Origin of the sequence: Shivajiella indica, assembly GCF_042683085.1 — a bacterium.
In the GTDB taxonomy this organism is placed as follows: domain Bacteria; phylum Bacteroidota; class Bacteroidia; order Cytophagales; family Cyclobacteriaceae; genus Shivajiella; species Shivajiella indica.
This window is the reverse complement of record NZ_JBHUIV010000006.1, coordinates 62294-86365: the sequence shown is the minus strand read 5'-3', so window position 1 is coordinate 86365 and position 24072 is coordinate 62294. Positions and strand designations below refer to the sequence as shown.

16 protein-coding genes are annotated in these 24072 nt (G+C 38.5%); 8 read left to right on the top strand and 8 right to left on the bottom strand.

The features are described from left to right. Positions 1-55 precede the first annotated feature (55 nt). Positions 56-1270, top strand: a complete 1215-nt coding sequence (locus tag ACFSKV_RS02905; RefSeq protein WP_380800222.1) for a cation:proton antiporter — start codon at positions 56-58, stop codon at positions 1268-1270. A 56-nt stretch (positions 1271-1326) separates the two neighbouring features. On the opposite strand, the gene ACFSKV_RS02900 is transcribed toward ACFSKV_RS02905, so the two are convergent. From ACFSKV_RS02900 to ACFSKV_RS02890, 3 genes are read right to left on the bottom strand one after another with little or no spacing between them, the layout of a single operon-like run. Continuing rightward, positions 1327-2379: a 2-oxoacid:ferredoxin oxidoreductase subunit beta gene (locus ACFSKV_RS02900; RefSeq protein ID WP_380800221.1), complete on the bottom strand. Its 1053-nt coding sequence runs from the start codon at positions 2377-2379 to the stop codon at positions 1327-1329. Continuing rightward, complete coding sequence (locus ACFSKV_RS02895; RefSeq protein ID WP_380800220.1) at positions 2354-4192, bottom strand: 2-oxoacid:acceptor oxidoreductase subunit alpha; 1839 nt, start codon at positions 4190-4192, stop codon at positions 2354-2356. The genes ACFSKV_RS02900 and ACFSKV_RS02895 overlap by 26 nt, the downstream gene beginning before the upstream one ends. Further along, entirely contained in the window at positions 4189-5994 is a 1806-nt protein-coding gene (locus tag ACFSKV_RS02890) for an FAD-dependent oxidoreductase (RefSeq protein WP_380800217.1), read from the bottom strand. Before ACFSKV_RS02890 ends, ACFSKV_RS02895 begins: the two co-directional genes overlap by 4 nt. Positions 5995-6120: 126 nt before the next feature. On the opposite strand from ACFSKV_RS02890, the gene ACFSKV_RS02885 reads away from it, so the two are divergent. The 7 genes from ACFSKV_RS02885 (at position 6121) to ACFSKV_RS02855 (ending at position 16049) form a co-directional block, all read left to right on the top strand. Next, the gene (locus ACFSKV_RS02885; protein ID WP_380800288.1) at positions 6121-6915 is read left to right on the top strand and encodes an SDR family NAD(P)-dependent oxidoreductase; all 795 of its coding nucleotides are present in this window, start codon (positions 6121-6123) and stop codon (positions 6913-6915) included. 78 nt (positions 6916-6993) lie between these two features. Beyond that, entirely contained in the window at positions 6994-8769 is a 1776-nt protein-coding gene (locus ACFSKV_RS02880; protein WP_380800215.1) for a cyclic nucleotide-binding and patatin-like phospholipase domain-containing protein, read from the top strand. Positions 8770-8887: 118 nt separating this feature from the next. Beyond that, a complete protein-coding gene (locus ACFSKV_RS02875; RefSeq protein WP_380800214.1) occupies positions 8888-10312 on the top strand; it encodes a sensor histidine kinase in 1425 nt (474 codons plus the stop codon). Between the two features lie 173 nt (positions 10313-10485). Beyond that, entirely contained in the window at positions 10486-13836 is a 3351-nt protein-coding gene (locus ACFSKV_RS02870) for a sensor histidine kinase (RefSeq protein ID WP_380800213.1), read from the top strand. 11 nt (positions 13837-13847) lie between these two features. Then, the gene (locus tag ACFSKV_RS02865; RefSeq protein WP_380800212.1) at positions 13848-14222 is read left to right on the top strand and encodes a response regulator; all 375 of its coding nucleotides are present in this window, start codon (positions 13848-13850) and stop codon (positions 14220-14222) included. Between the two features lie 21 nt (positions 14223-14243). Next, positions 14244-15284, top strand: a complete 1041-nt coding sequence (locus ACFSKV_RS02860; protein WP_380800211.1) for an adenylate/guanylate cyclase domain-containing protein — start codon at positions 14244-14246, stop codon at positions 15282-15284. Between the two features lie 177 nt (positions 15285-15461). Continuing rightward, positions 15462-16049, top strand: a complete 588-nt coding sequence (locus ACFSKV_RS02855; protein ID WP_380800209.1) for an HD domain-containing protein — start codon at positions 15462-15464, stop codon at positions 16047-16049. Positions 16050-16059: 10 nt separating this feature from the next. Here ACFSKV_RS02855 and ACFSKV_RS02850 read toward each other — a convergent pair whose 3' ends face one another. The 5 genes from ACFSKV_RS02850 to ACFSKV_RS02830 all read right to left on the bottom strand — a co-directional run bounded on the left by ACFSKV_RS02850 (position 16060) and on the right by ACFSKV_RS02830 (position 23774). Continuing rightward, positions 16060-16740 carry a 3'-5' exonuclease gene (locus ACFSKV_RS02850; protein ID WP_380800208.1) on the bottom strand — a complete coding sequence of 227 codons (681 nt, stop codon included), beginning with the start codon at positions 16738-16740 and terminating at the stop codon, positions 16060-16062. A gap of 4 nt (positions 16741-16744) precedes the next feature. Then, positions 16745-18691, bottom strand: a complete 1947-nt coding sequence (locus ACFSKV_RS02845; RefSeq protein WP_380800207.1) for a DUF294 nucleotidyltransferase-like domain-containing protein — start codon at positions 18689-18691, stop codon at positions 16745-16747. Positions 18692-18756: 65 nt separating this feature from the next. Further along, complete coding sequence (gene acs, locus ACFSKV_RS02840) at positions 18757-20649, bottom strand: acetate--CoA ligase (RefSeq protein ID WP_380800206.1); 1893 nt, start codon at positions 20647-20649, stop codon at positions 18757-18759. 34 nt (positions 20650-20683) lie between these two features. Beyond that, entirely contained in the window at positions 20684-21040 is a 357-nt protein-coding gene (locus ACFSKV_RS02835) for a response regulator transcription factor (RefSeq protein ID WP_380800205.1), read from the bottom strand. Further along, complete coding sequence (locus tag ACFSKV_RS02830; protein ID WP_380800203.1) at positions 21033-23774, bottom strand: ATP-binding protein; 2742 nt, start codon at positions 23772-23774, stop codon at positions 21033-21035. Before ACFSKV_RS02830 ends, ACFSKV_RS02835 begins: the two co-directional genes overlap by 8 nt. Positions 23775-24072: the final 298 nt, after the last annotated feature.

The window sequence follows — 24072 nt, the reverse complement described above, 5'->3', positions numbered from 1 at the left end:
AAATAATAATTTTTTTTAGTTAATTGCTATTCCATCAAAATACATACCTCCGCCAATGCATGACCATCCTTTGATTGTATTCATGGCTGCAATTATTCTGGTTTACGGAATAGTTTCCAAACGAGCTGAGAAAACCATCTTTACAGCTCCAATGATTTTTGTACTAATAGGTCTTTTGGCTGGATTTTTTGGTTTTGAATTGCTATACCAGGGTCCAAAAGCGCAATTAGTGAAACCCATAGCAGAATTCACACTAATTTTAGTCCTATTTATTGACGGAACAACGGTTGACCGGTCCAAATTATTTGCCGAGAAAAGTATACCTATCCGGCTATTGTTCATTGGGTTACCACTTACCATGATCCTGGGATTCATGGCCGCTATTCCTTTGTTTCCTCAAGTTGGTATTCTCCCAATATTATTGATGGCTCTGATCTTGGCCCCTACAGATGCTGCACTTGGCCAAGCAGTAGTCACCAGCGATAAAGTTCCCTTGAATATCCGCCAATCTATCAATGTGGAAAGTGGATTAAATGACGGCTTCGCCTTACCCCCTATTTTGATCTGCATGGCCATTCTCTCTGAAAAAAGCAATGCAAGCTATGATTTTAGTTATTGGTCTACCTTCATTATAAAGCAATTCCTGTTTGGTCCCATAATCGGTGGATTCGTAGGTTGGCTTGCAGGTATAATGATTGAAAAGGCCTCAAAGGCAGATTGGATAAGCCATACCTATCAAATGTTGGCATCTATAGCCATAGCTGTCTTATCTTATTTCCTAGCTGAAACTTTTGGAGGAAATGGATTCATTGCTGCTTTTGTTGCAGGAGTCATGTTAGGAACCCAGACTGAAATCATAAGGGAGAAAATCCGGGAGTTTGGAGAAGCTGAGGCCCAAATATTCATTATGTTTATTTTTCTCCTTTTTGGATTGTTATTGGTTCCCATGTCCTATTCTAATTGGGACTGGAAGGTTCTACTATATGCTATTCTCAGCCTAACCTTAATAAGGATGGCACCAGTCGCCCTAAGCCTTTATGGTTCTGGACTTGATATAAAATCAATCGCATTTATAGGTTGGTTTGGCCCAAGAGGTATAGCCTCCGTTCTTTATCTTCTTATGGCTGTTATCCAACTGGGTTCGGAGGGATATGAAACCATTATTGCTGTAATTTCTTTGACGGTCTTACTCAGCATTTTTTTGCATGGCATCACTGCTGTACCCTTTTCAAAACTTTTCGAAAAAAATAAAAGTCTTTATTCCAAATAAAAAACACGGATTTCTCCGTGTTTTTTAAGAGGTCAAGACATTAAAATTTTTGCATATTACCTATACCCTGAATTAATGGCCTGAAGATTCTGCTCTCCCGGACATAATTCCGACTCATCAAGCCCGTTTAATGGCTTATGATAGGTATTGAAAGTTTCATGAAGGTCTTTCCATTCGGTATTCACATATAACAATCCTGTCAGGATTTCATTTTTTACCCTTGCCTGCTGAAGGGCATTCACAGCAGATATCCGGTCTTCTGGATCCCAATCGGTTTCAAGTTTATTCAATTGTATCAATGATCCATCATGCAGGGCAATTTTGGTGGATTTGCCTTCTTTGTAAGATGCCTTAATTTCCGGCATTTCAGGAACAAAATCCAAGGTAGATGTGGCTTCAATATGCTCCCTGACATAATCATAAGATTTTGTCGAGCCCGGGTTATTGTTGAAAGTAACACAAGGAGACACCACGTTGAGAAAAGCAAAGCCCTTATGGTGCATGGCCGCTTTGATCAAAGGAACAAGTTGCTGTTTATCCCCACTGAAACTTTGGGCAACAAAGGAAGCACCCAATTCAATAGCCAAACTGGCCAAATCTATAGCTTGAAAAGGATTGATGGATCCAGCCTTGCTTTTGGATCCCTGGTCAGCAGTTGCTGAGTCCTGCCCTTTGGTCAAACCATAACAGCCATTATTCATTACAATGTAAACCATGTTCAAGTTTCTTCTGATTACATGGACAAATTGGCCCATACCTATTGAAGCAGAATCCCCATCACCGGAAACACCAAAGTACACCATTTCTTTATTGGCCATATTAGCCCCAGTAGCCACTGAAGGCATTCTACCGTGGACGGAATTAAAACCATGAGAATTGCCAAGGAAATAAGTGGGTGTTTTGGAGGAACAACCGATACCTGAAATTTTTGCCACTTTATGGGGTTCTACTGACATTTCAAAACATGCCTGAACAATAGCCGCACTGATGCTATCATGACCACAACCTGCACAAAGCGTTGATAAGGATCCCTCATATTCCTTAAGGGTATAGCCTAATTTATTCTTAGGCAATTTTGGATGTCTAAAGAGCGGTTTTAGATAACTCATGATGCATTGATTTTTCTTTGATAAGAAAGTTAGTAATTTGATTCTTGATGGAATCAGCCGTTATTGGCATACCATCATAATTTAAGACTGGAATTAGTTTTGAAGGATCAGTCCCAAGCTCCATGATCATCATATTTCTCATCTGGGCATCCCTGTTTTGTTCAATAACAAAAATCAAACGATGTGAATTGACAAAATCTACAACTTCTTCTCCAAATGGAAAAGCTCTGATTCTTATGGCATCAACTTGAATGCCTTCTTCCTCCAACAAATCTTTGGCCTCTTCTGAAGAGAACTGAGAAGTCCCAAAGAATAATATTCCTAATTCTGAATGCTTAGTCACTTGATAAAGTTGAGCAGCAGGCACCAGTTTCTTTGCTGTTTCCCATTTTTTTAAAAGCCTGTCCATATTTCTTTTATAAGCTGCCCCATCTTCGGTATAGGCAGCGTATTCATCCTTGGAAGTACCTCTGGTAAAGAAAGACCCTTTGGTAGGATGTGTCCCTGGATAGGTACGGTAAGGAATCCCATCCCCATCTACATCCAAATACCTTCCAAAACGGCCAACATGCTCAAGCTCTTCTGAATTTAGAACCTTACCTCTGTCGTATTTCCTTTCATCTGTCCAATGAAATGGTTCTGAAATATGGTCATTCATCCCCAGATCCAAATCTGTCATGACCATAATGGGTGTCTGTAATCTTTCGGCCAGATCAAAACTTTGGGCCGTCATGTCAAAACATTCTTTTGGCGTGGAAGGAAGTAACAAAACATGTTTGGTATCTCCATGGGATGCATAAGCTGCCAAAAGCAGATCAGATTGCTGGGTCCTGGTTGGCATTCCTGTACTTGGACCTGCCCTCTGTACATCCACCAACACAGCGGGAACTTCCGCAAAATACGCAAGACCTAAAAATTCATTCATTAGGGAAACACCTGGCCCACTGGTAGCTGTAAAAGCTCTGGCTCCATTCCAGTTTGCTCCTATGACCATACCCATTGCTGCTAATTCATCCTCCGCTTGGATAATTGCATATTTATGTTCTCCCGTTTCAGAATCAATCCGGTATTCCTTACAGTAATGTTCGAATGCCTCGGCTACTGAGGTAGAAGGAGTAATAGGATACCAAGCCATAACAGTGGCTCCTCCGTAAACAGCTCCAAGTCCACAAGCAGTATTTCCATCCACAATGATCTTATCCCCAATAAGATCTCTTCTTTCCAAATGAAAAGAAAGGGGAGACTTGAAATGATCCTCGACATATTCAATTCCAAGTTTCAGGGCTTCCATGTTGGCCTCTATTAATTGTGCCTTTCCTTCAAATTGCTCTCCAATGAGCTTCTTAATCTCCTCTACGTCCATATTCAATAATTTTGAAAGGGCACCCACATAGATGATGTTTTTGAGCAATTGTCTCTTCCTTGGATCAGAAAATGCCTGATTGGACATTTCCATCATGGGAATACCTAGGTAATGGATATCCTCTCTCACATAGGCATCCGGAAGCTTTTTGGTGCTGTCATACATAAAATACCCACCAGGCTTTACATTCTTGACATCCTGGGCCATACTTTGTGGATTGACACATACCATTAGATCAATACCTTCTCTCCTACCTAAATAACCTTTTTCACTTACCCTTACTTCATACCAGGTGGGTAATCCCTGAATGTTTGAAGGGAAAATATTTTTAGGGGTTACAGGTATGCCCATCCTGAAAATGGTTTTTGCAAACAGGTAGTTGGCACTCGCAGAACCGGTCCCATTTACGTTGGCAAACCGGACTATAAAATCATTTATTGCATTTTTCATTTTTGTATCTGGGGAAGTGGTGCTGGCATTTGATGGGCTTTGGTAACGGAATAGAAGAATTTCTGCATATCCCAGGCTGAAGTTGGACACCTTTCGGCACATAGACCGCAATGCAAACAAACATCTTCGTCTTTTACCATTACCCTTCCTGTTTTAAGTTCCTTCGAGACTAAAAGATCCTGTTCTAGATTTTCTGCGGGAACCAGTAAATTTTGGCGGAGTTCAGGTTCCTCTGCATTGGCGGTAAAGGTGATACAGGAAGTTGGACATACATCCATACAGGCATCACATTCAATACAACGGTCTGCTGAAAATACAGTCTGAACATCACAGTTTAGACATCTTTGGGTTTCTTTGTAAGCAGTAGACACATCGAATCCCAATTCCACTTCTTTTTTTCTGTCTTTGAGGGTTACTTTTTTAGAAGCCTGCGGTACCGCATATCTTTGATCTATCGCCACACTGCTATCATAACTCCATTCATGAATACCCATTTTTTGACTGACCAAATTAGTATAGGGAGAAGGCCTTTTCCTTAAATCCTGACCTTGACAGAATAAGTGTATAGACACGGCAGCCTGATGTCCTTGGGCTACAGCAGTAATCACATTCTTTGGTCCAAAAGCAGCATCTCCTCCAAAAAACACTTTGGTTAAAGTTGATTGAAAAGTCAGCTCATCCACAACAGGCATTCCCCACTGATCAAACTCCAATCCCAAATCTCTTTCAATCCAAGGAAAGCTGTTTTCTTGCCCAATGGCTATCAAAACCTCATCTGCTTCAATAAAAACATCCGGTTCCGGGGTAGGCAATAATTGCCTTTTCCCTTTTTCGTCATAAACGGCTTTGACCTTTTGAAACTTCATTCCTATCAATTTGCCGTCTTCCACTTCAAAACTTAGAGGAACATGGTTGTCGATGATTTCAATGTCCTCATGCAAGGCATCTTCTTTTTCCCAAGGAGAGGCTTTCATCTCATCAAAGGGGCTCCTCACTACAACTTTCACCTGATTTCCCCCCAATCTTCTGGAAGTCCTGCAACAATCCATGGCTGTGTTCCCGCCTCCGAGCACTATCACTTTTTTGGATATGGATTTGGTATGTTCAAACGCCACGTTGGCCAACCATTCAATTCCGATATGGATAAACTTGTCCCCTTCTTTTCTCCCTGGCAACTTTGGAAGATCTCTTCCTTTGGGGGCACCCGTACCCACGAAAATGGCATCATAGCCCTGATCAATCACCTGCTTCATACTGCTTACATAAGTCAGAAACTGGGTATGAATGCCCATATCCAGAATATAGTTGACTTCCTCGTTGAGCACTTCCTCAGGCAATCTGAATGAAGGAATCTGGCTCCTCATCATTCCTCCACCAGCAACTTGCTCATCAAACAGGTGAATTTCATAACCCAATGGCGCCAAATCTCTGGCAACGGTTAAAGAAGCTGGACCACCTCCGATAAGCGCTATCTTCTTGCCATTAGGTATAAAAGGACCTTGGGGCATATGTTTTTTAACATCCCCTTTGTTATCCGCAGCCACCCTTTTGAGCCGGCAGATGGCAACAGGTTCCTCTTCAACTCTAACTCTTCGGCATGCGGGTTCACAAGGCCTGTCACAAGTCCGTCCTAAAACTCCGGGAAAAACATTGGACTCCCAATTGACCATATAGGCTTCTGTAAATTTTTCAGCTGCAATCAATCGGATATATTCAGGGACGGGCGTATGAGCAGGGCAAGCATATTGGCAATCTACCACCTTATGGTAGTACTCAGGATCTTGGGTATTGGTAGGCTTCATGGTCAATTGGGACTATTGCTCTATGGCTATTACTTTTAGTTTATAAATCTAATAATTTTCAGAATTTAATGCCGTTTATAAGGGAATAAAATTAGAATTAATTTTGATGGTCTATATTTAAGCAAAATTTCAAAATTTTGTATACTCAGATTTTTATGTTTTAAACCAAATGGAAAAACATTTATCATTACCGGCGCTAGCAGCGGGATGGGAAAAGCAACCGCATTAAAATTTGCCAATGAAGGTGGCAATCTGATTCTCAGTGGAAGAGATCAATCCAGAGGAACGCAAACATTGGAGGAAATTAGGAGAATTGGAGGAAATGCCGTCTTTCTTGCCGGGGATTTAAAGAAGATGGATTACAATAAAAATTTGGTGGAGCTGGCACTTGAAAATTTTGGGCAATTGGACGGTTTGGTGACCAATGCCGGGATTTTGGGCCTGGGTTCTATTACCGATTTAGATCCCGACCTATGGGAGGAAACATTTGGGGTCAATGTCACCTCGGTTTTCTATCTGCTTAAATTTGCAATTCCGGAAATGTTAAAACTACCCTCAGCTTCGGTAGTGATCAACGCTTCAATCGCAGCTTTTAAATCTTTTCCAAATCATCCCGCTTATTGTGCTTCAAAGGCAGCGCTTGTATCCTTGGCCAAACAAGCTGCTGTGGAATATGGTCCAACAATCAGAATCAATTGTATCTGTCCAGGACCGGTAGATACTCCATTGATCCATGCTTCCGCTGTGGCATTTCCGGACCCTGCAAAAGCTGTAGAAAATGCCGGGAAAAACACCCTTTTACAAAGATTGGGCACAGCAGAAGACATTGCCAAATTAAGTTTATTTTTAATTTCAGATGAGGCCTCATGGATTACCGGAAGTGTTTATACCATTGATGGCGGGATAATGGCAAAAGGGTAAAAAGGCACTAACTGGAACAGTTTTTTTTATTTTTTTACCTTTTTAGAAAAATTCCATATAAATTAAGGAAAAAAGTCTATGTATACGAATTTCATATTTGATGACCACTATCGGAGGCTCCTTGTCAATCTTTTTGGAGAGATGGAAGAGAATAGTCTCAAACAGATTTTTGAAAGTGGGAAAAAAATAGAACTTGATTCAGGAGAATATTTATTCAAACAGGGGGACAAAAAAAATGAATTGTATATCGTCCTTTCAGGAAGACTTAGGGCCATTAATCAGGAAAAGACCCATATAAGTGTTTTAGGCGATATAGCAGAAGGAGAACCGGTTGGTGAAATTGCTCTTTTTACAGGCGAACCAAGGATGGCTGGAGTTGTAGCCATCCGAAAGTCAGTCGTTTTAGAGATAAATCAGGATCATTATCATAGTGTTGTATCCAAAAATCCTGGATTTGCCTCAGCATTGACCAGATTTGTTATCAAAAGAATGCGTAGGAATGAACTTGAAAAGAATGTAGAGTCCGCTCCAAAAAATATAGTTCTCCTTCCCTTACAAAAAGACCTAAAGATCGGTTTTTGGATTGAGGAATTAAAAAAGCATTTCGCATCCCTATACCTACCTACCCAAGTTCTTTCAGAGGAATCCGACTTGGGTAAAAGTGCTAAACCCATAATGGAAGTTTTGGAATCTTTTCAAGGGCTTAATCTTTTGTTGTGCGATGGCAATGATTCAGAGTGGACCAAAAAATGCCTTTTAAATGCCGACTTGATCATTTTGGCATCTGATTTTCATGCAGACCCAAATCTTTACCCTGTAGAAATAGAACAGAATCTTTATGAAAATTCAATTCTAAATAGAAAAAAATACCTGCTTTTGCTCCATCCCGAGGATGCTGGACTGCCGGAAAATACGGAAAAATGGTTCAAAAATAGAAACCTATCCCTGCATATTCATGCCAGAAAGAATAATCCCAGGGATATTCGTAGGCTTTGCAGAATTATTTCCAATCAGGCGATTGGACTTGTCCTAGGAGGAAGCAATTCGAAAGGATATGCCCACATAGGTGCTGTGAAAGCATTATTAGAAGCCGGTCTTGAAATTGATTTTGTTGGAGGCTCCAGCGCTGGTGCCATTTATGGGATGAGCATGACTTTTGCAGATTTTGATTTTGAAAGCATCGAAAAAACCTGCAATGATTCTGCATCCATTGAATCTGGAATCAATGATTTTATGCTTACCTATTTTTCAAAAAACAGTTACAAAAAAATTGAAGAATTTACCAAAAAAACATTTCAAAATTCAAGTCTAGAGGACTTCTGGATAACCTCATATTGTGTTTCGACCGACATTTCAAACAATGAAGTTAAGGTTCATCGTACAGGTCCGGCCTGGCAAAAAGTCCAGGAAAGCTTTACTTCTCCCGGGATATTTCCGCCTGTTGTAATCAATGACCAAATTTATGTAGATGGCGCTCTATCAGATAAAATACCTATCGATCCGATGTACCGTTATCCAATCAAACATATAATCGCTGTTTCTTTGACGGGAACAGAGCCTGAAAAAGTAGATTTACATGCCAATCCATCGGTTTGGGATCAGATCAAAGAGAAATTCACCAAGAAAAAAGTGTATGATAATCCAGTCATCACCACCGTAATGGTCAATTCTATGACACTAAATCCACGTCAGAAGGCAGAAATCAATAAATCTAAAGTTTCTTTACTCCTAGACATCAATCTCCGAGCAGTTAGTCTCCTGGATGATAGTCAATGGAAGAAGGTGGTAAAAAAAGGACATGATCAAACCAAACTCTTCCTCAAAGGCTTATCGGAAGAGGAGAAATTCTGGTAGGGTTAAGCCCAAATATAATATTTAGGACGAACTTTGTTTAAACCTTTTAAAATAATATTCCTTTAGGCCAGAATAAGTCAAAAGAAAAGACCTGTTCACAACTATTAACCGATTTATTATGGGTATTGAGAATATCGCCTCTTTTATATTTTTGTTCTACCTACGGCAACAAGCAATTAAAGGGGAAATTCCATCTCATTGGAAAAAACAGATAAATATTGGGTTGGTAATCGTCATTTTTCTGATAGGATTACAGGGTTCCGGTATAGCGGGAAGTTTGATAGCCAAAACTCTCAGCATACTTTTCATCTCCTACATAGTTTCGACTATCCTCAATAATCCTGAATTCGCCAATACGAAGTCCTTGGTTTATGCTGCACTTCCGTTAATTGGTATCTCAATACTTGACGACATCCTCCAATTGGCATGGCCCACCATGCACGATTTTTTGGAAAATTGGTTAGATGTAGCCTCTTTCTTTGCCTTTTTCTGGATGATTTCTGCTTATATCACTTACAGGAAACAGAAAAAAGCGCTTGAAAAAGAAAGAATTAAAGCCGAAGAACGTGAAAAGGAGCTGGAAATAACAGAAGCTCTGAAGGCAAAACTGGAATTGGAGGTAGCTGAAAGGACAGCTGCATTGCGCCAACAAAAAGAGGCCCTTGAAAAAGCATTGGATGACCTAAAGGCCACACAGGCTCAATTGATCCATGCAGAAAAGATGGCTTCTTTAGGAGAATTAACGGCAGGTATTGCCCATGAAATCCAAAATCCCCTGAATTTTGTAACCAACTTTTCAGAAGTGAGTAATGAATTGGTTCAGGAAATCCTTGTTTTAAGATCTAAGAAGTCTGAATCCTTTCCAAAATCCCAACTTGATCAGGAGGAAGATGAAATCCTTTCTGATATCAAACAAAATTTGGAAAAAATCAAACATCATGGAAAAAGAGCAGACGCAATTGTCAAGGGAATGCTGGAACACAGTAGAAATAACACTGGTGAAAAAGTTCCAACAGATATAAATTCTCTGGCAGAAGAATACCTAAAGCTTTCCTTTCATGGATATAGATCAAAGGATAAGTCCTTTAATTCCGATTTCAAATCTGAATTGGATCCCAATATGCCCTTGGTCAAAATCATACCCCAGGATTTAGGAAGGGTTTTGTTAAATTTGATCAATAACGCCTTCTATGCCTGCCATGAACGCTCCAAAAAAGAGCTTATCGGTTCTGAGGGCGATATTGCAGACCCTGATATATACGAAGGAAAGGGATCTAAACCTTATTCTCCACAGGTAAAGGTTTCCACTAAAAATTTGGGAAGTAAATTTGAAATCAAGGTTTCAGATAATGGTTTGGGTATCCCCGAAGAAATTAAAGAAAAAATTTTTCAACCCTTTTTTACCACCAAACCGACAGGGCAAGGGACAGGTTTGGGCTTATCACTTACCTATGACATCATCAAAGCGCATGGTGGTGAAATTTCAGTCACCTCCAAAAAAGGAAAGGGAACTGAATTCAAAATTGTCCTGCCAAATGAGTAATCGCTTTATTCATTGTTTTGTAAAGGAAGAATAAAAACTAACCTTGTTTCTGAAAAATTATTCTTTCTCTTGAAAATATTCAGTTTTACTTAAAAAAAGTTTCTTACATTTATGTTTACCCAAATAATTATAATTCAATAAGTTTTGGTATTTTACCTACTATAAAGTTTTTTATGAAGGCGAATTCCTGGCAGTCAAAAAGTAAAATGGACCTGACCTTTATTGGAGGAATTGGGTTATTTTTTCTTTTTGTATTTGTTTCAGTCAATATCTCCTTTTCACAAATCAATTCCAGCAAAGGACTTCCAACTATTACAACTTACTCTCCGAGAGACTACAAAGGCCACAATCAGATCTGGAGTATTATCCAAGATGAAAGGGGCTTGATGTATTTTGGAACAAGTGCCGGAATAATTGAATATAATGGTGTCAGTTGGAATAAACTTAAATTTCCAAATTCCTCGATTTCTGTAAGCAACAGGGCATTTTTAAAAGATGAAGACGGAAGGGTTTATTATGGTGCTTTAGGTGATTTTGGCTATTTTGATCAGGATATAAGGGGAAATACAGTTTTGGTCTCCTTAGTATCATTTCTTCCTAAAGAAGAACAGATATTCAATGATGTATGGACTATTCAAAAAGTAAATGGCAAATTCTACTTCCAAACTAGAGATGTCATTTTCATTTTTGATTTTAAAAACGGGTATGATCAGCCTATCATTGATATATGGAAGCCGGATACGGCATTTATGTATACTTTTTATCATAATGGGGTTTACTATGTACACCAACAGGAATTAGGGCTTTTCAGGATGGTGAATGGAAAATTGGAATTGATTCCTGGAAGTGAATTTTTGGGCGCTGAAAGGTTACAGGTACTTTTGCCGTATGGAAATCAAGAAGAATTTATCGTAGGAATGTTTGCAAGCGGATTCTTTCATTACGATGGAAAGAACTTCAAGAGGTTCGACTCTAATGCTTACGAACCGGGAGAAAGTAACCGACTTTATAAAAGCATCCCATTAGGAGAAAATAAATATATACTGGCATATGCTGGAAAAGGCATATATATCATCGATAAAAAAGGAAAGGTTACCAATGTTTTCAACGTAAGCAATGGTATTCCTGATGATTCCATATACTCCATATATTTGGATAAATCCGGTCAATTATGGACAGGAACTGAAAATGGGCTCGCCAAAATCGACATATCTTCTCCCTTGAGCAGGTTTGTTTATTCAAAGACAGCCAATACAAATATTCTCTCCCTGAATTCTATGAATGGAGACCTTTACATTGGTACAGCCCTGGAGGTATTAAAATTGGATAAGGGAACCGGTATTGTTAACAATGTCCCTGGAGTCCCCTTTTCACAAATTTTTCAAATGACCTTGGACCGTGATGAACTACTGATAGCCACAGACGGACTTGTAGCAATAAAAGAAGATAAAGTAATCACAATCAAAGAATCCGTTGGGGGCAATTTCCAGCTTTTGGATGTTGCTATTTCTTCCAAATATCCCGATTTAATGTATTGCAGCGGTTCTCAGGGGGTCTCAGTCTTCAATAGAAAAATAATTCCCGGCAGCGGGAAATATGGGGATTGGGAGTATCTGGGGGATCTGAACGGAATTTCGATGGATGTCTATAATTTAGTTGAAGATGAAGATGGAATCTTGTGGGCCGGAACTCAGGCAGGAGTGGTCTACAAAATCCATTTGGCCAGAACCGCCAGTAACGAAATTGACCTTAAAAACAGTACCGCTGAACTTATTGGTACAGATCAAGGCTTAGTGGGTTCCCCAGGAAATGTTACTAAAGTTAGAAATAAGGCTTATTTTCCAACTGTAACAGGTTTCTTTACCTATAATAAAGCCACTTCCCAATTTGAAAGGGACACCATTTTAAGTTTTTCCACCCAAAAAGTTGATATAAGTGTTGAAAACACCAATCTTTTTGAGGACAATTTAGGAAGGGTTTTGATCCTTTATGGAAATGAAAAAAAACTAGCATTACCTACATCAGAGGGCAGCTATGAAATCAAAGATTACCCTCTTAATTTATTTACCGGAGAAGTTATCACTGCCTTTTTTTCTGAACCCAATGGGGTAATATGGTTAGGAACTGAGGAGGGATTGATTAGAATTGATGGGGAAAATACCATTGATCAAAAAAAGCAAACGCCAATTTATTTTACACAAATTATTGCAGGCAATGATACCTTGAGCCATAAAAAACAAATTAATGAAAATGAGGTTCCTGAATTGGCTTATGCAAATAATTCTTTGAGAATTGCTTTTGCAAGTCCGTTCTTTGAACACGAAGACCTTACTGAATACCAAACATTTCTGGAAGGGTTTGATAAAGATTGGTCCCAATGGAGCAAAAGTGCCTTCAAAGAATATAATTACCTTCCAGCAGGCCATTACACTTTCAGGGTAAAGTCAAAAAATATATATAATGAAGAAAGTGAAGAAATCACCTATGCTTTCCGTATTCTCCCTCCTTGGTACTTTTCCACTTGGGCCTATTTTCTTTACATAGTAACAGCTGCATTTTTGGTCTTTTTAGTAGATAGGTATCAAAGGAGTAGAATATTGGCCAAAGAAAGAAATATAGCCCGCGAGCGGGAATTGTCCCATGCCAAGGAAATAGAGTTAGCTTACAATGAACTGAAGGCTACGCAGCAGCAACTGGTACAACAGGAAAAATTGGCCAGCTTGGGACAATTAACCGCAGGTATTGCACATGAAATTAAAAACCCTCTGAACTTTGTTAATAATTTTTCAGAACTCAGTCTGGAGTATTTGGATGAAATTAATGAGCAACTCGAAAAACTTGAAGATAAAGAGATAACAGATGAAGTGAAGACACTAATGGAGGATGTAAAATACAACCTACAAAAAATACTGCAGCACGGATCAAGAGCGGATGGAATAGTCAAGTCCATGTTGATGCATTCCCGGGGAGGAAAGGGTATAATGGAGCCTACAGATTTAAATGAATTGGTCAAAGAATATGTCAATTTAGCTTTCCATGGGATGCGGGCCAATAAAAATCCCATCAATGTCAGTATCCAACTGGATTTAGATGATAAAATAGAAAAAGTTAATCTCAACCCTGAAGACTTCAGCCGTATAATCCTCAATCTTTGCAAAAATGCCTTTGATGCCATGAGAGATAAAGTTGAAGAGGAAAAAATAAAATCAGAAGAATTAAATCAAACTAATGGAAATTTGGTTGGTAAAGAAAACAGATCTTACCTCCCCAAACTGAAAATCAAAACCGAAGATTTGGGGACTGAAGTTGTCATGGTCATAGAGGACAATGGGCCAGGGATAGCTGAAGAAAATAAAGATAAATTATTAATGCCCTTCTTTACCACGAAAAAAGGGACAGAAGGGACTGGTCTGGGCTTGAGTATTACTTACGATATTGTCAAAAACCATAATGGAACATTGGAAATTGATTCTGTTCTGAGTGAGTTCACAAGGTTTAAAATTACCATTCCTAAAAACAATTAATTTAAGTGAGTATGAAAATTTTAATAGTTGATGACGAAAAGGATGTAGAAATGCTTTTCAGGCAAAAATTCAGGAAAGAAGTTAAAAATAATAATCTGGAACTGATTTTTGCTTTTTCAGGATCAGAGGCCCTGGAAATTTTGGGTGAATCTGATCCCCCAAGTGTGGTTTATGTATTTTCAGACATCAACATGCCTGGAATGACCGGACTTGAATTATTAAATAAAATTAAAGAACGGTTCCCACAAATCAGCGTAAGCATGATTTCAGCATATGGAGACAGTGAAAACTATGACAAGGCTATTAATTCAGGAGCCAAAGAATTTTTCACTAAACCCATTGACTTTGAATCTTTGAAAAAAGAAATCAAAGAATTACTAAATTGAAATTGAATTTTATAAAAAACCATGGCAAAAATACTGGTAGTAGATGATGAGGAAGATTTGGAAGTTCTGATTAAACAGAAATTCCGTCAAAAAATAAGACAACAGGAATATGAATTTGTTTTTGCCATTAATGGAAGACATGCATTGGAACAATTGGAATCGAATCCGGATGTGGATGTAGTTCTCAGTGATATCAACATGCCCGAAATGGATGGCCTGACTTTATTAAGCAAACTCAATGAAAAAAATACTTTGCTGAAATCTGTGATCGTATCTGCATATGGTGATATGGATAATATAAGGACTGCCATGAATAGGGGAGCATATGATTTTGTAACCAAACCGGTAAATTTTACAGATCTTGAAATCACAATTGAAAAAACCCTTAAGCATGTTCAAATGATAAGGGAAACCTTTAAGGCGGTAAAAGAAAACAATATTCTTAAGATGTATGTTGATGAAACCGTTTTGAATTTTATGGGAGGAAAGGAAATAGAAAATGCACTTTCCCATAATGAAATTGTTGAGGGTACAGTCGCTTTTATTGACATATGTGGATTCACCACTATTTCCGAAAATGAACCGGCTGATAAGGTTGTAAACATGTTGAATACCTATTTTGACATTATGGTTCAGGAAATCATTCAGGAAAAGGGTGTGGTGGATAAATTTTTGGGGGATGCAGTCATGGCAACCTTCAAAGGTGAATTCCATCTGGACAGGGCTATTGATGCCTGCCTGGCCATCAAGAAAAAAATACATCAGGAAGTAGTAGGGTTGGATGCTGGAACTTTTAAGCCGGATGTGTCCATTGGTATTAATACCGGGGATATGGTTTGGGGCAATATAGGTTCAACTACGCTAAAGAGGATGGATTATACCGTCATAGGTGATACTGTTAATGTGGCGGCAAGGTTACAGGCTGCAGCTGGTAAAAATCAAATACTGATTTCTGAAAAATGCTACCAAATTGTCAATGAATCTTTTAAAATAAAAGAAGTGGGATTATTAGATTTAAAAAACAAACAAAACCCGGTAAAAGCCTATGAGGTTTTGGAATAAAAGTATCTTTTTATTAAAAATAAATTAGCAGTGTATAAAAATTATCAGAAAAGCCCAATAAACGACTATAATGTTCATTTTATCCAAAAATTTTTATGTTTATTTCATAATATTTTTTATACTTGGTAGAAAAGAATAGGTTTAAATTGCCCTTTTCTGTCAATTTCAAATCAACAAATGGAGATATATAGCCAAATATTTGAAATCTTTTTTTCTAAACTGAAGGAGGAAACTCCTTCTTATTACACCTATCATACACCAGAACATACCCAATATGTAATCGAAAAGGCTATTATGATTGGAAAAGAGGAAAACATCCAAAAGAAAGAAATCGAATTATTAAAGATAGCAGCACTTTTTCATGACATGGGTTTTTTAAGAAGCAGAGAAAATCATGAAGAAACAGCCTGTGAAATGGTAAGTCAAGAACTTCCTTCATGGGATTTCAGTACCTATGAAATTTCCCAGATTTGCGGGATGATCAGAGCAACAAAAATTCCACAAAGACCAATTTCTTTATTGGATAAAATTATTGCGGATGCAGACCTTGAATATCTTGGGACCGATTTATATGAGGTTCAGGCAAATAATTTGTATAAAGAATTAATTTATTTCAACCCAACATTGACAAAAAAAGAGTGGCTTGAAATCCAGGTCAATTTTTTATCGACCCACCGATTTCATACTGAATTTTGTATCAATAACAGGGACCCAAAGAAACAAGAACATTTGAAAAGGTTAAAATGTAATTTTATTGAATTCTAATATTGGGCGATCAAATTTTTCTAAACAAATCACCAAAATCCTTAATACCTTTATTTTCAGCAGCTTTTAACAATTTCATCAATAATTGGGCAGTTAAAAATGCATCTCCCGCAGCCGTATGCCTGTCATCCAAAGTAATCCCAAATCTTTCACAAAGGTTATCCAGGGCATATTCCCCAGGTCTGGCCATAGAATAATCAAAATGAGGACCCTTTTCTAATCGGATGGCCAAATAATGGGTATCCAATACAGGGTTTAAGATTTTTTTTAATCCGAAAGGTCTAAGTGCCTTTTCCAGCATTGCCAGATCAAAACCTATATGATGACCTACAACAATATCTGAAGATATATAATCCAAAACCTCGTTCCCAAAATCCTTTAGCGGAATACTTCCCAAAGGCTGTATAATTTCATGCACCTTAATGCTTTCTCTGTTTTGTATTTTAAAATCTAAATAAAGCTCTTTAGCAGTATGCAAATTGATACTGTAATTACTGACCTTTATTCCCCCAAATGAAATTATATAATCTTTTTGAGGATCTAATCCTGTAGTTTCGGTATCAATAACTACAAAATTAAGTTGTTTGATTGGACGGACTGATGGAATTTTTCGCTCAAATAGTTCTTCATACTGCTGGACGAACGTTGACTTTGGAGCTTTTTTTTTGCCTAAAAAATCAAATATACCCATAATATTACCCCCCAAAATAATCCAACTGAAACCTGACTTTGATTATTTTTTGCAACTCATCAATAGGTGCAAAAGCATTTTTCAACAATTGGCGTTGAATCTTGCCTAATTTTTCGGGAGAAATATACCTTCCCGAATTACCTTCATTTAATCCTTCAATAGCTCTAATCCGCATTAATATTTCATATGCCTTCCCTGCTTCCAACATCAATTCCCTGTGATTGGGCTCCAATTCAGATAACCTCTCAAAGCGTTTGAACGTGTTGTTCACCCCTACGACCTGATGGCTCAAAACCAACAACCTGGCAATATCAGCTAATGGCATCATAGCCCTTAATTTGATGTCAAATTTATCTTTCTGTTCTCCGGATTTCTCCACTATGAAATTCCTAAAGAAACCCAAAGGTGCTGGGTTCAATAATGCATTTTTGGCCAGGAAATTTAAAAAAATGGATTTTCCCGAGATTTCGTTATAGATATGCTCTGTCAACTCTTCAGACAATCCCTTGAATCCGACAATTGGCCTAAAATCAAAAAAGATAGTTGCATTCAATAAAGCCTGTTGATTGGGAATATGAATCCAATCAGAAAATAATTTTTTCCACATGGAAATGGGTTGACAATACTTCCTATTATTGGCCATGATCTCTGCCGGACAAGCTTCAAATCCACAAGAAAATAAAATTTCCAAGACCTCTTGGGAGATCAGTAACATATAATCCTGGGTCTCCTTAATTTTGGACTCAGGAACATCCTCGAACACTATCGCATTGTCCAAATCGGTTCTAAGCAATTGTTCTTCCCGTCCCTCACTGCCCAAAGACAAAAAGCAGAATTTTACCTGAGATGCTTCAGGGAAATTTTCATCATGTTTCCTTTTGGCCATTTCAACAGCCCTTTTTATGATGATATCGTTAATTTCAGAAATGATATTGGCCACAAAATCCATGGCTACTTCATTTTCCAAATAGTAGGCCAATAATTTTTCAGCCCTATCCCTAAGTTTCGACATTTCGCTTACATCCCAAGTATTCAATAATGCATTGATCAATACAGCCGGGCTATTCCCTTGGGAAAGCAAAATGTCATGGTCTGACAGAATACCGGTAACTGGACTCCCTGGTGTTCCATCCTCTGTAAAAATAAGGTGATGCAACCTGTTTTTGACCATGGTAAGATACAGGTCAGGAAATCCTGATTCCTTACTCTTGGTATGAACAGGTGAGGTCATCAGTTCATCTACCGGGGTATCATAGCTTTTTTGCTGGGCTAGTAGTCTATTTCTCAGATCCTTATCTGTAATAATACCCAATGGATGGAATTTTTCATTCACAATAACAATAGAACCAACGCCGTTTTTGGCCATCATTGCAGCAGCATTCTTGATCAGGGTACCCTGGGGACAAGTAAGCACTTGTGGAGAGTAAGAGAAATCTGACTGTCCGGTAAATATTAAAAGCCCCTTGTCCCGGGAAACGTCCTTCATCAGGGACCTGGCCTTCTGGGAATTGGATAAATCCGAACGTACAACCACCTGGCCCGAAGCAAATCCTGCAGCGAAATAAAGTGCAACTTTGTTGTTTTCCTCCAGAATCTTTTCGAATATACTTACCGGGATGGCGTAAATTAAGCTTTCCTCTTTTGCCTGGGCACTTAAAATATAAGGTCTCTTTCCCAATAAAGCCAAAACTCCAAAAACATCCCCCTCATCGCAAACCTCCACTATCCTTCCCTTCCCTTCTTTTTGTTCCAATAAATGAACTGATCCTTCTTTAAGCACAAAAAAGAAATTTTGTGCAGGTTCCCCCTGCTGAAAAAGGAATTCATTCTGCCCAAAAAACCTGACTTCAACACCTCTGGCCACCACCTCAAGTGAAGCATCACTCAAAAAAGTGAAGGGAGGATAACGTTTGAGGAACTCTTTAACCCTATTGATTATGACGTTGGACATATTTTGAATTGGGAAGGCGGATTTCGGAAGTTGGAAAGCCCTACTTCCGAAATCCAAATTGATGCTTATTTTTTCCCTTCAATGATTTTGGTCACCACTTCCGGATCCAACAATGTGGAAATATCACCCAAATTATCTGTCGCTCCTTCAGCTACTTTCCTTAAAATCCTCCTCATAATTTTCCCGGATCTCGTTTTTGGTAAACCAGGTACAATTTGGATCTTATCCGGTTTGGCTATCGGTCCGATAATTTTGGAAACTGTATCCTTGATTTCATTGATCAGATTTTCCTCTGTCCTATGAGACATATCACAAATGACATAGGCATAAATTCCTTGACCTTTGACATCATGTGGATAACCAACCACTGCAGATTCAATCACCAAAGGATGCTCATTGATGGCATTTTCAACTTCTGCTGTACCCATTCTATGCCCGGAAACATTGATGACATCATCTACCCGTCCTAATATCCTGTAATATCCATCATGGTCTCTCTTTACCCCATCGCCTGTAAAATACATTCCCCTATAGGCTGAAAAATAAGTCTGCTTGCACCTTTCATGGTCACCCCAGGTGGTTCTGATCATAGATGGCCATGGAAAACGAATACACAAATTGCCTTCTACAGAATTTCCGGTCAGTTCATTCCCTTCAGGATCTACAATAGCTAGCTGTATCCCCGGTAAGGGTAATGTAGCAAAAGCAGGCTTGGTAGGAGTAATTCCTGCTATTGGAGATACCAAAATACCCCCTGTCTCCGTCTGCCACCAAGTATCTACTATAGGACATCGTGACTTCCCAATATGGGTATAATACCACCTCCAGGCCTCTTCATTGATAGGCTCTCCTACCGAACCCAAGACTTTCAAAGAATCCAAATTATTGGCATCAATGGGGTCTGTTCCATAGGCCATCAAAGCCCTTATTGCTGTAGGGGCAGTATAAAATTGGTTTACCTTATATTTTTCGACCACCTGCCAGAATCTCCCTGGATCCGGATAAGTTGGTACTCCCTCAAACATCAAGGTAGTCGCCCCCGCCAATAATGGGCCATACACGATATAGGAGTGTCCTGTAATCCAGCCAATATCCGCAGTACACCAATAAATATCTCCCGGAGAATATTGGAACACATTTTCAAAGGAATATTTCGTATAAACCATATATCCTGCTGTAGTATGCACAACACCCTTTGGCTTTCCGGTGGAGCCTGAAGTGTAAAGGATAAACAGAGGATCTTCACTATCCATTTCTTCCGCTACATTGGTATCATCCTGACCTTCAATGACATCATGCCACCAAAAATCCCTGCCTTCCTTCATGCTAATTTCCTGTCCTGTCCTTCTGCATACAATTACAGTTTCTACTGAAGATTTTTCCAATGCTTCATCTACCACCCCTTTGACGTCGATTTTCTTATTCCCTCTGAAATTACCATCTGAAGTTAAAATTGCTTTGGCTTCACAATCATTGATTCTATCCGCTAAAGCCGTTGAACTAAATCCTGCAAAAACTACCGAATGAATAGCTCCGATTCTTGCACAGGCCAGCATCGCGACAGCAGCCTCCGGAATCATTGGCATGTATATAATTACCCTGTCTCCTTTCTTTATTCCTTTAGCTTTCAAAGCATTAGAAAACTGACAGACTTGATGATAGAGCTCTCTGTATGAAATCTTTTTCCCTTCCTCAGTTGGGTCATTGGGTTCCCAAATGATTGCTGTTCGATCACCATAGGCAAATAGATTTTTTTCAAAAATATTCTCCGTTACATTCAGTTTTCCATTGACAAACCACTTTACATTAGGCCCTTCAAAGTCCCACTTCAAAACCTTATCCCATCTTTTTTTCCAATGAAAAGAATCTGCAATTCTAGCCCAGAAATTCTCAGGTTCTGCGACCGACTTCTGATATTCGTAGAAGTAACCGCTAAGGGTATGTATTCTATCACTCATATTTCTAATTATTTATAGGTTATTGTTATATATTTTAATTGATTAATCCCTTTACCTTATTGACCAGATCTTTGGTGGAAAATGGCTTGGTGAGGTATAAATCTGCGCCCATCTCCATTCCTTTTTGTATATCCTGTTGTTTACTTTTGGCAGTTAAGAAGACTACTTTTACATTTTTGTGGTTTTTTTTAAGATATCTACACACTTCATACCCATCAACTTTGGGCATCATGATGTCCAAAATAACCAAATCAGGTCCATTCTCTTTTATGATACCCATAGCCTCTTCCCCGTCCCGTGCAATAAAAACCCTGTACCCTTCCTTTTTGAATAGAAACTCCAGGGAAAGAAGGATATTCGGTTCATCATCTACAATCAATATTTTATTCATAGGTATTCTGAATTTTTTTTTGCTCACTTTCTTTCTCTTGAAAAGGCAAGTTGAATTCAAAACAGGTCAGGTCATTTTCCCTGAACACACGAATTTTGCCTCCATGATATTCTACGATTTTCTTGGAAATAGCTAATCCCAAACCACTTCCTATCGGCTTTTTACTTGTCTGATTCCTTGCTTGGAAAAATTTTTCAAAAATGAATGTAATCTCTTCTTCAGGTACCCCCTTTCCATCATCTAAGACCTGAACAATAAAGTTATTATTTTCTAAAAATGAATTTAATACCACCTTGCTTCTAGCAAATTTAGAAGCATTGGAAAGCAAATTTAGTATAACCTGCTTGATCCGGTCCTCATCCACAATCAACTCCATTTGATCAAATCCAAGCTTGATGGAAAAATTCAATCCCCTCTCCTTAAACAACTGAAGCATACTTTCAGTAGATTGTAATATCAAAATCCTTAAATCTACTTTTTCAAGGTTAAGTTTTTGCCTACCCGAATCAAATCGTTCAAGGTCCAGAACCTGATCAATCAATCTGGTCATTCTGTTTGTTTCTTGGATAATGATATCCAAAAATCGTTTCCTATCCTCTTCTGGAAGATCCTCATCCATTAAAATTTCTGAAAAAGCCCTGATTGAAGTAATTGGGGTTTTCATCTCATGGGTTACTGTAGATATAAATTCATCTTTAAGCATATCATTCAGACGGAGGGTTTCATTCATACTTTGCAACTTATTCGTTGCCTTTTTCAGGGCTATACTTTTTTGCCTGAGTTCCAAATTCAGGGATTTCAGTTCCTGTGTCTCACGCAAAATCCCTAAGACCTCCTCCATGCTGATTTCCTCCTCCTTTACCACAGACCCCACCATTATTCTTGCGGATGCCGTACCAATTATTCCTGATAGCAAACGCTCTGAATAATTCACCAGCTCAGGGTCCGCATACCGCTGGTTATCCAAATTTTTCCCTGAATTTTTTGAAAATTCACCCAAAGCAATTTCAGCTTTTTCTTCGCCCAAAAAATTAAAAAGAAGGGCTTTCAAGTCCGGCAAGTATGCCTGCCCCTTCCAAATAATGGAACTATCCAAGGTGGTACTGTATTTGAAAATGTCAACAAAAACCACTGCCTGATTATGCTCTTTGGAAGATTGGGAGGAAAATAATGAGACCAGAACATAGAGTAACAAATTTAAGCTTAGACTGAAAAAAAGGCCATGACTGATATAACCCAAGTCCTCCATACCAAAAAGATGCTGAGGTCTCAGCCCAAAAATTCCAAAAAGCCCTTCTTCCAATAAGGATTTCGGTAGATATCCAGCAGTAACTATGGTTGGTACCACTAGGGTATAAAACCAAATGATGAATCCTGCAATAATTCCAGACATTGCTCCTATTCTGGCACCCTTTTTCCAGAAAATGCCCCCGATTATCGCAGGGGTGAATTGTGCTATGGCCACAAAGGAAATAAGCCCAATGGAAACAATAGAAAAATGAGAAGAAACTTCTTTATAATAGATATAAGCCAAGAGAATGATTAGTAGTATAGTCGCTCTTCTTATCCATATTACTGTATTTCCAAGTTTTTGTTGGTACTTGCTTTTTAACTTATCATTGACCAAAAGTAAAGGCATGATCAGATTATTACTTACCATATTGCTTAATGCAATAGTGGAGACAATGATCATGCTTGTCGCGGCAGAGAATCCTCCCATATATACCAAAAGAGCAATCCATGGCTGCTCATAAGAAATAGGTAAGGCCAAAATGTATGTGTCTGCATCCACAAGGGCACCTGGAAAGTGAATAAGCCCTCCCAAAGCAACAGGAAGAACAAACACATTGATTAATAGCAAATACAAGGGAAAAAGCCACATCGCCTTATCCAGATGTTTTTCATCTCTATTTTCTATTACAGTCATCTGAAACTGTCTTGGCAAAAATAAAATGGCCATCATAGACAAAATGCTAATCCAGAACCATTCTGATACACCAGTATTTTCCTGTAGGATAAAAAGATGATCCAGTCCCCTTATTGAAGCCTGATTGAATATGTCCTGAAAACCATCGTAAACAAAATAAGTCACAAATACTCCCCCAACCAGGAATGCTATCAATTTAAAAATTGATTCAAAAGCAACAGCCATCACCATGCCCTCATGTTGTGCTGTAGCCTCAATATCCCTTGTTCCAAACAAAATGGTAAATAATGCCAAGGCAAGGGCAAGATAAAATGCCGTATCTTCGTAAAATGGAAGCTGAAAAAGATTAGGAGTAGTTTCTGAATATTGTAAAATATCAAAAGAAGTAGCTATAGCCTTGATTTGAATAGAAGTATAGGGCAGTATCCCTACCAGGCAAAAGACAGTTACCAAACCGCCTAAAGCAATATTTTTCCCATACCTGCTTGATATGAAGTCTGCAATCGAAGAAATCCTCTGAACTTTACTGATTCGGATAATTTTTCTCATTACAATCCACCAAAGTGGTGCAATTAGACTTGGTCCAAGGTAAATTGAGAGGAATTCCAACCCATTGGTTGCCGCACGCCCGACAGAACCATAAAAAGTCCAAGCCGTACAGTATACCGCCAAGGAAAGTGAATAAACATAAGGATTAGATGCATAACTTTTACCCTTTCCGGCAGATTTCTCCGAAAAATAGGCAATGGCAAAAAGTAATGCCATGTATCCAAAGGTAAACGCTATGATCAATCCATTGCTTAACATTTTATTTTTTATCTGCTTTCTTAATAATCCATCCTGTAAGCATAATTATCAAGGCCCAAAAGAAAAAAATGAATATGAAAAGAACTGGAATTCCCAGCCATCTTTCCTGAATGTTGTAGAGGTTCAAAATGGGATAATTGAGGAGAAAAATTCCCAAAAAAAATAAACCCCATAAATATTGACTTTTGAGTGATTCTTTCATCATGCTTGATTTAATATATTAAATTACAGCTTTTGAGGTGTTGAAAAAAGGGAACCCCCGACAATTACATTGCCGGGGACACTGTTCCCTCAGTTA

Excerpts from the sequence above, each read along its gene's own strand:
- acs (WP_380800206.1), bottom strand. The coding sequence starts at position 20,649 with ATGAGTGATAGAATACATACCCTTAGCGGTTACTTCTACGAATATCAG.
- ACFSKV_RS02830 (WP_380800203.1), bottom strand. The coding sequence starts at position 23,774 with ATGTTAAGCAATGGATTGATCATAGCGTTTACCTTTGGATACATGGCA.
- ACFSKV_RS02850 (WP_380800208.1), bottom strand. The coding sequence starts at position 16,740 with ATGGGTATATTTGATTTTTTAGGCAAAAAAAAAGCTCCAAAGTCAACG.
- ACFSKV_RS02845 (WP_380800207.1), bottom strand. The coding sequence starts at position 18,691 with ATGTCCAACGTCATAATCAATAGGGTTAAAGAGTTCCTCAAACGTTAT.
- ACFSKV_RS02865 (WP_380800212.1), top strand. The coding sequence starts at position 13,848 with ATGAAAATTTTAATAGTTGATGACGAAAAGGATGTAGAAATGCTTTTC.
- ACFSKV_RS02895 (WP_380800220.1), bottom strand. The coding sequence starts at position 4,192 with ATGAAAAATGCAATAAATGATTTTATAGTCCGGTTTGCCAACGTAAAT.
- ACFSKV_RS02855 (WP_380800209.1), top strand. The coding sequence starts at position 15,462 with ATGGAGATATATAGCCAAATATTTGAAATCTTTTTTTCTAAACTGAAG.
- ACFSKV_RS02880 (WP_380800215.1), top strand. The coding sequence starts at position 6,994 with ATGTATACGAATTTCATATTTGATGACCACTATCGGAGGCTCCTTGTC.
- ACFSKV_RS02905 (WP_380800222.1), top strand. The coding sequence starts at position 56 with ATGCATGACCATCCTTTGATTGTATTCATGGCTGCAATTATTCTGGTT.
- ACFSKV_RS02835 (WP_380800205.1), bottom strand. The coding sequence starts at position 21,040 with ATGAATAAAATATTGATTGTAGATGATGAACCGAATATCCTTCTTTCC.
- ACFSKV_RS02900 (WP_380800221.1), bottom strand. The coding sequence starts at position 2,379 with ATGAGTTATCTAAAACCGCTCTTTAGACATCCAAAATTGCCTAAGAAT.
- ACFSKV_RS02890 (WP_380800217.1), bottom strand. The coding sequence starts at position 5,994 with ATGAAGCCTACCAATACCCAAGATCCTGAGTACTACCATAAGGTGGTA.
- ACFSKV_RS02860 (WP_380800211.1), top strand. The coding sequence starts at position 14,244 with ATGGCAAAAATACTGGTAGTAGATGATGAGGAAGATTTGGAAGTTCTG.
- ACFSKV_RS02875 (WP_380800214.1), top strand. The coding sequence starts at position 8,888 with ATGGGTATTGAGAATATCGCCTCTTTTATATTTTTGTTCTACCTACGG.
- ACFSKV_RS02870 (WP_380800213.1), top strand. The coding sequence starts at position 10,486 with ATGAAGGCGAATTCCTGGCAGTCAAAAAGTAAAATGGACCTGACCTTT.